Here is a 12,439-nt window from a genome sequence, read left to right as displayed (position 1 = left end):
GTAAGGGTCACTTTCAGGATTTCTAGGAGAACTTAACGCTCTCTGGAAAATTTTGTTAAGCTACTAGATACTAAATCTTGTTCAATTTGTCGTTTTTTGGTGTCATAAAAATAATTATTAGGTTCATTTTTAATATTCACACCATTGATGACTATCCCTAATACCTTCTGACCTGACTGAGTTAAAAACTCTTTAGCTGAATTCGCACTGTTGAGGTCAACCACTCCAGGACGAACAACTAATAACATACCGTCAGTCAGGGTACTTAAAACAGCAGCATCTGCTATTCCTGACAGAGGAGGAGTATCAAAAATAATAAAGTCGTAATCTCTCCCGAAGTTACTAACTAATGTTGCCATCCGTTGAGAATCTAGCATTGCTACTGGATTGGGAGGCAAAGCTCCGGAAGTAAGAACCTCAAGATTAGGCATCACTTCTTGCACAACTACATCTAAAGATACTTGCCCAACAATGACATTACTTAGTCCTATTGTATTTGTTAGTCCCCAGATATGATGCTGTATGGGATGACGCATATCTGCATCCACCAATAACACCCGACGCCCCGCCTGAGCCATAGTTACAGCTAAATTTGCAGATACGTCAGACTTTCCTTCTTTGGCAACGGAACTTGTAACTACAATGCTTTTGAGCGGTTTATCAGAACGGAGGAACTTCAAGTTAACTTGTAGTATTTGGTATGCGTTACCAAGAGGGAAGTAAGGAATATCTCTGCCAATGATTTTGGGAATAGCTCTATCAAGTCCTGCTATAAAAGAATGATCTTTACCATTTCTACCTTGTGTGGGAATTACTCCCAAAACACTGTATTTCAAGACTTCTTTGGCTTCTTTGACAGTTTTCACCGAGCGGTCTATCAAGTCTAAACTAAAGGCGACAATGATACCTAAGAAAAGACCAATTCCTCCTCCACCAACAATAAACAGGATTTTGCGAGGTCCTTCTCCTTTTTCCGGGATTAGGGCATAGGAAATGACACGAGCATTAGGAATCTTTTGGTTCTGTGCAATATCAATTTCTTGGCGTTTGTTTAAGAGCGTTTCGTAAGTTGTTTGAGCTGCTTTCAGCTTCCGTTCTAATTCTCGTTGATTCTGTTCTAGCCTTGGCAAATTATTTGCTCGTTTTATGTAAGTATCTTGCTGTCGCTGGAGTGTGCCAATTTGTCTCTCTAGACCAACGCGGTCTGCCTGAGCACGAGTAATATCTGCAATTAGGCTTTGCCGCAGTTGTCCAACCTGCAAACTTCTCTCTGTTATCTGCGCTGTACCAGCAACTTGTGTTGTCCGCTGTTTTAGCAAGCTCTTAAGAGCTACGACTTTTTCTTCTAAACTAGTAATTGTAGGATGTTCAGGTTCAAAACGGGTACGCTCTAGCGCCAGTTGGCTTTCTGTTTCTTGGAGTTGGGCAAGCACTTTTTGAACTCCAGGTGCTTGACTCAATTCAGATGAGATTACACCTTGCTGTGAATCTACCTGAGCTTCATTGCCTAACTGTTCTAAACGACCTTTGACATCATCTAGTTGAGCTTGAGATTGAGAAATTTGGTTTCCTAACTTGGAAATTGTATCGACTGCTGCGGTTGCTTCTTGTTCTAGGACAACAACTTTATTTGTTTCTTTAAATAGCCGCAGTTTTGATTCGGCTCTTCTAACAATTTCTTCAGCTTTGGGTACTTCGGTTACAAGAACCTCTTTGGCTGTCCGCGCTTCATTCTGATTAGCCTTGATATTTAGGTCGATATAACTGTCGATAACTTCATTGACGATTTTGGCAGCCTGTTCCGGATCACCGCCTTGATAAGAAAGTTGTACAACATCAGTGCCTTTGATTCCTTCTATTTTTAGTTGTTTTGCCAAACTGGGAATCGAGAGCAGTTTCCCTTGACTATCTTTGAGGTTGAGGGAATTAATTGTTTTCTCAATCACTGGATTTGATCCAATAACTTTCACCTGAGTTTCCAGGGGATTGTCGTTCATATTCAAAGCTTCTAGGCGTCCGATGTCTTCTGGTAAGCCTGTGAGTGAGGAAGAGCGATTTGTTTTAATCATCAAACTTCCTTCTGCCTTGTATGAGGGTTTTAGTGAAAATGCATACAAGCATCCAAAGGTAACAGATATGGCAACAATTCCGACTAGAGGTAGCCAACGGCGTTGAAAAACTTCTAAATATTTCTGAATATTTACTTCTTCAAAGTTGGGCAAAGATTCTATCGTCATAATATATATGCAAAATTTTATAAAAAAAGACTATTTTATTACAGCAAGTTTTTCTCAGCATTTTCCTGACAGTAGCACTGTAGGCGACTTTGCGATGGTAATATTTGCGTTAATTGTCGGCTAATGTCTTTTTCCTGAGGTTGTTCAAGAGGTGAAGTAAACTAATAGTTTGAGCAGTCGCTATTTCAACTTAGATTGTTTGATATTATCCTGAAAGCAAAAACAGGATAACTAACAACTTTCTCCATGATTTAGTAGCTTTCAATTTTTGGGATTAACTTATTTTTGTGGTCTTAATGATCCAAGGATTGATTAATAATCTAATATTTAACATCATATTATGTAAGAACACTGAATGGGATAACTTTACAAAAAATTTATAGAACATGCTGTATATTAGCTGTCGATTTACTGATTTTTAAAGGGCAAGAGGAATTAATTACTTAAGGGTAATGAATAGAACCACTGTGCCAGCCTAGAAGCAATGGAACTACTTCAGAGATAGGCTTTGTCCAGTTAAAATAGACATTTGGAAAGACTGGATGGATATTTACGTAAGCTGCTTAAAAGCTTTCAGGAACAACTAATTATTGCTCTGAATAATGGTCAATATTGGGAACGATAAGGGACTGGCAATATTAAGATTGTGTGATTTTAGTATTTAACTTGTAAAGACTTGCTATCAGCTTAATTTGCCCAGACTGATGAAAGACTTTTCTTAATTTGGCTTGAGGTGTGGAAATTACAACCCAGTGAACCTTCGAAAATTTATATAATATTGTACCATGAATGTAACCTAGTAGTAATATAGGAAAGATAAACGGCTAGTAAGTAAGTTGGAACAATAGAACCAAACTATGTTAATAAAGATAAATTAGGCTATAACCCTCTTTTCGGCTGCCTACTGTCTTGTGTCAACAACAAATTTTTACGCCTACTTAGCTATTAATACGTTTAACAGAATATCAGTTAGTACAGTTGTAGCAGGAAGCAGATAATAGGCAAGTGTCAAATCACGATGTGGTTAGAGCATGGATTGCTCAACTGTCTCCTCCCAGACAAAAGTCTACATCTGACTAGACTTCACTATATTTTTAATGAAGTTTAGCTATACTTCTTATTACCTGTGTTAATCTAAAGGACTCAAACCAGACTGCTATTTTTTTCTGTATTTATCCAATTGTAAATATTAAACTGATATTAAATGTTAAGAAATTGAATTATGAAATCCTCTTCCATTATCTTAGCCCTTGTGATTAGCGCACTTCCTCTCTCCCAAAGTGCCTATGCTAACCAAGAGAATGTTCCCATGACAACAGGCGATGCTCTGAAGGAGCCGTTTCACGATCGCAATCAGGCTGGAGTTTTATTGACGGAACCAGCCACAATTAACACTACATGGAGTAATTTTATCGGACAGACTAATAATCGAAAACAAACTGCTGAATCAATTTTGCTAGTGCGAGAGCGAGGATGCGAAAAAATCAACCCGCTTGAGTTGATCAATAACCCAGAGGCTTTTTTTAAGCAATGTCAGAAACCAACAAATACCCAAAGTTATCAAAGTAGTGAGCCAATTGAGTATCTCAAGGTTCCTAAACTCGATTCTGGTATTAGTGTGACAGTCACTAAATTTTGATATAATAACTTTTTTAAGAAGAGATAACTAATTCTTCGTACTGTAATTTATCTAGATAATTTCCGCTAATACATGGATGAAATATTTATGCTGGCTGCTTTAGCTCAAAGCAGAAAAGCTTTGCCGGAATGTTTGCCCAACCCACCAGTAGGCTGTGTGATCGTAGATGCCCAAGAGATAGTAGCTCAAGGATACACGCAAGCACCGGGAAAACACCATGCAGAGGCTGACGCACTTAACCAGATTCAAGACAAAGCTTTCGACTTCTTGAAAATGTATGTAACTCTTGAACCTTGTTCTTTTCATGGACGCACACCCGCATGTGCTTTAGCGATCGCTCAAGATCGGCGGATACATGAAATATATGTATCTATAGTTGATCCAGACCCCCGTAATAATGGTCAAGGATTAGACATTCTCAGAAACGCAGGAAAGACAGTTAATGTCGGGTTATGCGCCAATGATGTGAATGCTTTTCTTAACCAATATCTAATAAAGTGATAGTTGAAGAGTTAGATTAAAATTGCATCGTAGTACCATTTTCCCAAAAATCTTTGTAAAAAGTCAATCATTTATATGGACGCATAACTGTGTAATTGTGTCAAATTAAGCTGAAAACTAGTAAAAGAGAAAGCTTTAAGATGTTGTCTCCTTAAGATTCTCAGATGATTTCCGACTCATTGGATAAGTGGGGAATCTTGTCCGTTCAAGTATCCTGTATAACAATCAACCACCCACCTTTAAACGTAAATCTTTTCGCTTCAATTAAGATATTAATGGCGATCCGTGGGTGTTGCTGTCTTGCCAAGTATTATCCTTGATGTTAATGTGACCACTGTTACTACTTTTAGTCCAGAAAATGTCTCCAGGAGTAATTACATTGATAATACCGCACTCGATGCAGATGTCTGCGTGCAGTATCACATAAGTGCAATTGTCACAGATACCCACGTCTTTGTCATCCTAAATCCCTAATTACAAGTGTTTAACCAGACTCTTAAAGAAAGCTGTTCTTGAGCAGGGGCAGCAGGAGAAGGACTTTCTTTGATGTTTAATGAATGCCCGCTACGTACCCGGCTTCAAATGATTGGATTATCTAGAAAAAGATTAGAGGTCAACAAATGGATATTTTATATTTAATTAATTTAAATTGAATGGAAACTCTCTTGAAGTATAACCAGACTATTAATATTTAAAAAATAAATTACTGATGGCTTAACTATTGGTAATTATTTTAAGAGTTACTGTTATTAATTTATTTTTTAGCTCATTAAATCATTGTCCGGCAAACTTTTCATTTTTTTCATGAACTGCATTGGAGAATTAAAATAAATATAATTATGGTTTAAAAATATGCAAAAATAAACAATAAAGGAGTGTAATTACTTCAAAGGATATGCTGATGATTGTTTAGGTAATTGATTTGTGAGTGGTGATGATGTTATTATTAAGGGGTGGGTTGATTTTGGGTTTATTATCTCCAACAATTGACTTGTAATGTATCATAGACCAGAATTCATCAGTATTGCCAATTGATTGATTAGCAGTGTGAAATGGCTAAGGGTCTGAATATCTAGACTTGATACCAATAAATTGATGAGGTTACAGAGGAGCAAATAACCATGAGCAACTTAACATCTCCACATACCGAAGTTCAAAAAACGAAGAAAAAAAGTCTAGCCGTAGATAAAAAACCTCGAGCTACAGATGATATTGTGCGTAGTTATCTGCAAGAGATCGGGCGTGTAGATTTGTTGACTCGCGAACAAGAGGTTATTTTTGCCCAACAAGTGCAGCAGATGATGATTTTACTAGCTGCTAAGGAAGAATTGGCTGTGAAATTAAAGCAGGAACCTACGCTGCAAGAATGGGCAGATCAGGTGGAGTTAAGTGTTGAGGTGTTAGAGCAACAGCTAAATTTAGGACACCAAGCCAAGCAGAAAATGATTCAGGCTAATCTCCGGTTAGTGGTAGCAGTGGCGAAGAAATACCAGCACCGTAACCTGGAATTTATGGATTTAATTCAAGAAGGTACTTTGGGTTTAGAGCGAGGGGTAGATAAATTTGATCCAGCTCTAGGTTATAAGTTTTCTACCTATGCTTACTGGTGGATTCGTCAAGGAATCACACGAGCGATAGCTCAACAAGGACGGACAATTCGCTTACCTATCCACGTCTTTGAGAAACTGAACAAAATTAAACGGGTACAGCGAGAATTATCTCAACAGCTAGGTCGTGTTCCCACTACTATTGAAATTGCCAATGCGTTATCTTTGACACCCAGTCAAGTTCGAGAGTGTTTGTACTTGGCCCGTCAACCCTTCTCCTTAGAGGCGCGAGTTGGTGAACAACAGGATACAGAATTACAGGACATACTGGAGGATGATGGCCCTTCTCCGGAAGACTATGCCGTTGAAGAATCTCTCCACCAAGACTTACAAGACTTATTGGCAAAGCTGTCTCCCCAGCAGCGAGAAATATTAACCTTGCGCTTTGGTCTGAGTGATGGATATGAACTTTCTTTAGCACAGATTGGCGATCGCATGGGTATTAGTCGAGAACGGGTGCGTCAGATTGAACAAAAAGCTCTCAGTCTCCTCCGACGCCAAAAGGAACAAGTACGTAGTTATCTAGCTAGCTGAGGTTATTTTTTCACAATAATGTAGGGTGTTTAAACTCAGGAAGTCACCAGAATGGCTATATAAAATTCAGTCATTTTGGGGGAAAATAAACCTAAGTAATCTCTCAAAGATTTGATATGGGCACATTAAAGACAGTGCAACAATTGCAAGCACAGTGGGTGAGTTCTGAAAATTTTTGTCGTTATGGACAGGTAATTTTTGCGAGTCTTGATGGCAAAGTTTACAATGGGGAAGATGCCCAGTTAAACCTGCAAAACGGGATTCCACGATTTTATATTATGCGATTGGAGAAGAGAGGGCGAAAGTTTCATAAAATTACTCGCCATGTCCAATGCACTCAATGTCTGGGTTCTTTGTCAGGGAAGGATTGGTTAATTGCAGTTTGTCCTCCTGATAATAATCTGAATGAACCAGCATTAGAAGAGATTGCTGCTTTTCGCATTCCAGGGAATTGTTTTATCAAGCTACATGAGGGTACTTGGCACGCTGGCCCCCATTTTGACCATGAAGCTGTGGATTTTTATAATTTGGAATTAGTTGATACAAATGTGGTGGATCATTTCACTCATGATTTTTTTAAGAGTCATCAATTGCAGTTTGAGATGGTATAGATGAGATTGGATTTAATTAGAGATTTTCAAGAAATAAATTATCCAAAGAAACAAACTACTCCAGACGCAGAGAACACAGAGAGGATAAATAGAGAGGATTTTTAGTCCCTTATAGGCATAAACTAGTTATAGATAGCAGTCGTTATCCTACACTTGTGATCGCTGTATTCATTTCATGTCTAATAGGGCTTCTGGGTTGATTTCAATACAGACCTAACAAGAACAGCCCCTTCCCTTGCAGGGAAGGGGAGTAATTCTTAAAGTGAGGAAGATGGTTAATCCAACGCGGACTTTAACTCACTTTCTGCTTGTTCCAACGCTTCTGGTAATTTACTCGGATCACGTCCGCCTGCTTGGGCTAAGTTCGGTCTTCCACCGCCACCGCCACCGCAGATTTTAGCGATCGCACCTACAAATTTACCAGCTTGCAAACCTTTTTTGTTCACTTCTTGACTAAAAGCTGCAACTATGCTAACTTTTCCTGGTTCGGGAACAGAACCCAGCACCACTGCACCATTACCGATTTTTTGCAGCAAGCGTTCGGCTGCGGTTTTCAATGATTCTGGATCAACGTCTTCTAATTGGGCAACGATGATTTTATAATCGCCTATAGTTTGGGCTGTTTGCAGCAAGCTGTCAGATTTTGCGATCGCTAACTGTACCTTCAAGGTTTCCAGTTCTTTCTGGCTGGTTCTGAGTTCGCTTTGCAGACTTGTGATTCTATCTGGTAGTTCTTCCGGTTTAACTTTAAAGCGATCGCTCAAATCTTTAACTACTTTATCCCGAAGGTTGAGATAATCTAGGATTGCCGGTCCCGAAACAGCTTCAATACGCCGCACCCCAGAAGCTACGCCAGCTTCTGAAATAATCTTGAACACGCCAATTTCAGCCGTGTTACTCACATGGGTTCCACCGCACAGTTCCATTGATACGCTAGGGAAGTCAATCACCCGCACTTCCTCGCCATATTTTTCGCCGAACATAGCAACAGCACCCCTAGCTTTCGCCTCTGCTAAAGGTAATACTTCCACTTTTGCAGCATGTGCTTCAGCAATCCAAGTGTTCACCTGTTCTTCAACTTGTTGCACTTCCTCTGCTGTCAAAGCGCGGGGACAATTGAAGTCAAAGCGCAACCTATCAAAGGAAACTAGAGAACCAGCTTGAGATATGCCATCATCAACAATTTTCTTCAACGCCGCTTGCAACAGGTGCGTTGCGGTATGGTTAGCTTGGGCGCGACGCCGACAAGCTGGATCAATTTGGGCTGTAACATAATCACCGACGCGCAGTGTACCGCGTTCGATGCGTCCAAAGTGAACAAAGAAATCAGATTCTTTCTTCATATCTTCCACCCGGACTAGAATACCATCACCAGAGATATAACCGCGATCGCCGATTTGTCCCCCAGATTCCGCATAAAATGGCGTTTTGTCAAGAACAATTTGCACCTGTGTCCCCGCTTCTGCTTCCTCTTGGGAAACACCTTCTACTAATATCGCTTCGACTTTCGCCGTCGTTGCAGGTTGGGTATAGCCTAAGAACTCCGTGGCTTGGATGTTTTCTGCTAATTTGTCGAGGGAACCTTGTACAGTTAAGTCGATGGTTTCATGTGCTGCTTTGGCACGTTCCACCTGCTTTTGCATTTCGGCATCAAATCCGGCTTCATCGACTGTCAGATGATTTTCCTCGGCAATTTCTTGAGTAAGTTCGAGGGGAAATCCGTAGGTGTCATAGAGGGTAAATGCGCTTTCACCGTTAATTTGAGTGTTCCTTTGCTGTTTCACCTCTTGGATGATTTCTTCTAGGAGTTTTTCGCCTCTATCCAGAGTTCTGAGGAAATTGGATTCTTCCCGTTGCAACTCAGCTTTAATTGCTGCTTCCCGTTGGCGCACATTGGGGTAAGCTGATTCCGAAAGAGCGATCGCAGTTTCGGCAACTTGGGTAGTAAATTCGCCAGAAATCCCAATTAATCGCCCATGACGCACCACGCGCCGAATTAATCGCCGCAGCACATAACCCCGTCCCACGTTAGAGGCGCGAATTTCATCGGCGATCATGTGGACAACTGAACGAACGTGATCACCAATGACTTTCAAAGAGACTTTGGTTTTTTCGTCGCTGCTGTGGTAATCAACACCAGCAATTTGCGCGGCTGTTTGGATAATTGGAAAAATTAGGTCAGTTTCATAGTTATTGGGCACTTTTTGGAGGATTTGCGCCATCCTCTCCAAACCCATGCCAGTGTCGATGTTTTTGTTTTGCAGCGGCGTTAAATTGCCGGAAGCATCCCGGTTATATTGCATGAAGACGAGGTTGTAAAACTCGATGAACCGGGAATCGTCTTCTAAATCTATATTTTCGTCACCGCGTTCTGGGTGAAAGTCGTAATATATTTCTGAACAAGGCCCGCAAGGCCCAGTCGGCCCAGATACCCAAAAGTTATCATCTTCGCCCAGGCGTTTAATTCTTGCTATCGACACACCGATTTGATCACGCCAAATCCCAAAAGCTTCATCATCATCTTCAAAAACGCTGACGACGAGATTTTGGGGGGAAAAGCCAAAAACTTGTGTAGAGATTTCCCAACCCCAAGCGATCGCTTGTTCTTTAAAATAATCACCAAAGCTGAAATTGCCCAGCATCTCAAAAAACGTGTGATGCCGTTTGGTGCGTCCGACGTTTTCGATGTCGTTGGTACGGATACACTTTTGCGAAGTCGTAGCCCGCTTAAACTCTGGTGTGCGTTGCCCCAAGAATATTGGCTTAAATGGTAGCATCCCCGCGATCGTCAGCAGCACGGTTGGGTCTTCTGGCACGAGGGAGGCACTTGGGAGAATTTGGTGTTTCCGTTGGGCAAAGAAGTCGAGGAATATGTTGCGAATTTCGTTACCGCTTAGGTACTGAGGATTTGAAGACATGGGTGTTTTTAGCTTTAGACTTTAGACTTGGGCGTAGCGGCACTAGGTAGGTGTATTTTCATAAATAGCTTTATATATTCTTGCATTTTGTTTCATATTAGTGCTAGCGAATTGTACCAGTCGATAAGCTATATACAGTTATTGTGATGCTTTTACCCCACTACCTAACTTTAGTAGGATGCAGGAGCGCATTTTGGTCGTTAAGATTAATCCTTAAGAAATGATTTAAAATCTTCCTAGTGAGGTAACAAATGGCACTAAAACTGAAGGTATCAAATATTGCTTGTGAGGGATGTGCAGAAACAATTACTGAATCCATTCACGTTATGCAACCTGAAGCCAAGGTGGATGTCGATGTTAATGCTAAAACTGTCACGGTAGAATCCGCAGCTTCTGAGGAGTCAATCAAACAGGTAATTGTTGCTGCTGGTTACGCAGTTGAAGGTTATTGATCTAATTCTAGCTTTTCACAAAAGTTTAGATTTTAATATCTTAGGTTACACTCAGAAGATTTTTTTATATTTTTCTACCCTTTCTCCAGACGGAATTAAACGAATATTTCTACATTAGGGGCAGGTTTTGACATGGGGTTTTTTATTTAGCTTTTTTTCTAGATTTATGATATTTGGGCAAATTAAAAAAGATGTGAGTTATGTAGACAAACAAACACAGATAAAGGTTAAGCAGAGACATTTTTTATCCTTCTAACACATTGTGATACTTAAGTTTAGACCTTATTTAGATTGGAGACTTTTTATGCTATAAATTCGACCTATAATCATAATGATGTTAGTTGCAAAAAGCTACTTACCTTAGTGTGAGTGGGTTTTGCTGCATATTTTATTAACGTTTTTATACAATTCAATCCCTACCTTAATCCTTGATTAAAGCCGATTCATTAAAGAAAAGGCTAAAATCTTCTATGGGTAATAATATTTTTAATTCAATGAGAAAATATTAGTTTTTATAATTTATTTTTTTTTCTAGGAATAAAAATTATGGGCTAGTGTGACAGTTATTACAAACTATTTATTGTGGTAATTACCTCCGGAAAATAACACTTAAGAAACTACTGTAAGGGTTTTTAGACAAGCAAATAATATTCAGTAGTTTTACTGATTTAAAAATATTCTGTAAAGAAGACATTAGTTGTCAGAAGTGAAGCTTTTAGAAAGTCTAGTAATAAATGTCAAGTTTTAAGAGGATATTGAACTTGGAAAGTTATTGTGAATTTAGTGTCAAAAAATCGAGATATCAAGAAACATAACTTAGTCAAAATATCATATTTAGTATTAAGCAACAATCCCAGCAAGTTTTACTAAGTTAATCTCTTGAAAATTTAAATATGATAAAAAATAAAGCCATGAAGATTTCTATTCTGGTCTTTGGAAAGAATAACTTTAGCGCCACACTTCCAGATCAGATTCGTTATGCGACTACTTTTATTGTAGAAGTTATAGACAATCTTAATCAGGCAGTGTCACGAATTCAAATGACGCCCCCCGATATAATATTTGTGCAGGCTAGCCTGGATGGCAGTATGAAACTGTGCAGTTGGTTGAAAAAGCAGACAAAACTATCCTGGATATACTGTATTCTGTTTGAGGATCGTCCCCAGCAGCTTACTGATAGAAATAAGTATGGTTGGCAAAGGGAATTAGAGATGAGTGCTGCGGCATTAAAGCAGGGAGCCGATGCTTATATTTGGTATCTTATTGAAGAAAAAACAGACTATACCTTAGCAGAGTTGACCGCTAACCACGGCTTAATACTTGCTCAATTAACTGTTGGCTTGCGGAAAGCGCAAAAATACCAAGATTTGATTCGGACAAATGATATGTTATCAGCGATCGCCTTAGCCGATTCCTTGACAGAATTAAAAAATCGTCGCGCTTTAGCACGGCACTTACCCAGTCAAATTAAAACAGCTAGGACTCAAAAAACTTCCCTGAGTTTGATTATTCTGGATATAGATCATTTCAAGAAAGTTAACGATACTCATGGGCATTTAGTAGGCGATCGCGTTTTGCAGTTGCTATGTCAGCGTCTACAACATAATCTGCGCTCTCAAGACACAGCATTCCGCTATGGTGGCGAAGAATTTGTGATTCTTCTGGCTAACACTACCGACGACGAAGCACTATCAGTAGCCCGTCGTCTCAATCGCTTAGTCAGCGACGAACCATTTGCACTCAGCGATAAACTGACAATTAATATCACTATTAGTCTGGGCACAGCCTGTCTGCAAGCTGAGGATGATGATCAAGGAGAAAGTCTGCTGTATCGTGCGGATCAATGTCTGTTACAGGCTAAAACTGCTGGGCGTAATCGGGTTATTAACTCGAACTACATACCTCATGTCTCACGTTTGAAAGCTGTTTCTTCGTGAACT

The 12,439-nt window shown here is 39.7% G+C and carries 9 protein-coding genes; 7 read left to right on the top strand and 2 right to left on the bottom strand.

Annotated features, from left to right (window positions below; all coding sequences use genetic code 11):
• Window positions 1-32 precede the first annotated feature (32 nt).
• Entirely contained in the window at window positions 33-2,237 is a 2,205-nt protein-coding gene (locus tag V7K21_RS12495) for a GumC family protein (protein WP_335174620.1), read from the bottom strand.
• Between the two features lie 1,222 nt (window positions 2,238-3,459).
• On the opposite strand from V7K21_RS12495, the gene V7K21_RS12490 reads away from it, so the two are divergent.
• The 5 genes from V7K21_RS12490 to V7K21_RS12470 all read left to right on the top strand — a co-directional run bounded on the left by V7K21_RS12490 (window position 3,460) and on the right by V7K21_RS12470 (window position 7,129).
• A complete protein-coding gene (locus V7K21_RS12490) occupies window positions 3,460-3,876 on the top strand; it encodes a hypothetical protein (RefSeq protein WP_335174618.1) in 417 nt (138 codons plus the stop codon).
• Between the two features lie 72 nt (window positions 3,877-3,948).
• Window positions 3,949-4,377 (top strand): bifunctional diaminohydroxyphosphoribosylaminopyrimidine deaminase/5-amino-6-(5-phosphoribosylamino)uracil reductase RibD, encoded by a 429-nt coding sequence (locus V7K21_RS12485; protein ID WP_335174616.1) that lies wholly within the window; start codon window positions 3,949-3,951, stop codon window positions 4,375-4,377.
• A 285-nt stretch (window positions 4,378-4,662) separates the two neighbouring features.
• On the top strand, window positions 4,663-4,851 hold the full coding sequence (locus V7K21_RS12480) for a DUF3172 domain-containing protein (protein ID WP_335174614.1): 189 nt from the start codon (window positions 4,663-4,665) through the stop codon (window positions 4,849-4,851).
• Between the two features lie 647 nt (window positions 4,852-5,498).
• Window positions 5,499-6,518 (top strand): RpoD/SigA family RNA polymerase sigma factor, encoded by a 1,020-nt coding sequence (locus tag V7K21_RS12475; RefSeq protein ID WP_335174612.1) that lies wholly within the window; start codon window positions 5,499-5,501, stop codon window positions 6,516-6,518.
• Between the two features lie 116 nt (window positions 6,519-6,634).
• Window positions 6,635-7,129 (top strand): ureidoglycolate lyase, encoded by a 495-nt coding sequence (locus V7K21_RS12470; RefSeq protein ID WP_335174610.1) that lies wholly within the window; start codon window positions 6,635-6,637, stop codon window positions 7,127-7,129.
• Window positions 7,130-7,404: 275 nt separating this feature from the next.
• On the opposite strand, the gene alaS is transcribed toward V7K21_RS12470, so the two are convergent.
• Window positions 7,405-10,047: an alanine--tRNA ligase gene (gene alaS / locus V7K21_RS12465; RefSeq protein ID WP_335174608.1), complete on the bottom strand. Its 2,643-nt coding sequence runs from the start codon at window positions 10,045-10,047 to the stop codon at window positions 7,405-7,407.
• A gap of 251 nt (window positions 10,048-10,298) precedes the next feature.
• Between alaS and V7K21_RS12460 the strand changes: the two genes are divergently transcribed.
• On the top strand, window positions 10,299-10,499 hold the full coding sequence (locus tag V7K21_RS12460; protein WP_335174606.1) for a heavy-metal-associated domain-containing protein: 201 nt from the start codon (window positions 10,299-10,301) through the stop codon (window positions 10,497-10,499).
• 911 nt (window positions 10,500-11,410) lie between these two features.
• Window positions 11,411-12,436 (top strand): GGDEF domain-containing protein, encoded by a 1,026-nt coding sequence (locus V7K21_RS12455; protein ID WP_335174604.1) that lies wholly within the window; start codon window positions 11,411-11,413, stop codon window positions 12,434-12,436.
• Window positions 12,437-12,439 lie beyond the last annotated feature (3 nt).

It is taken from the genome of Nostoc sp., assembly GCF_036919595.1.
Lineage (GTDB): Bacteria > Cyanobacteriota > Cyanobacteriia > Cyanobacteriales > Nostocaceae > Nostoc.
This window is presented reverse-complemented; position numbering and strand designations above follow the sequence as displayed.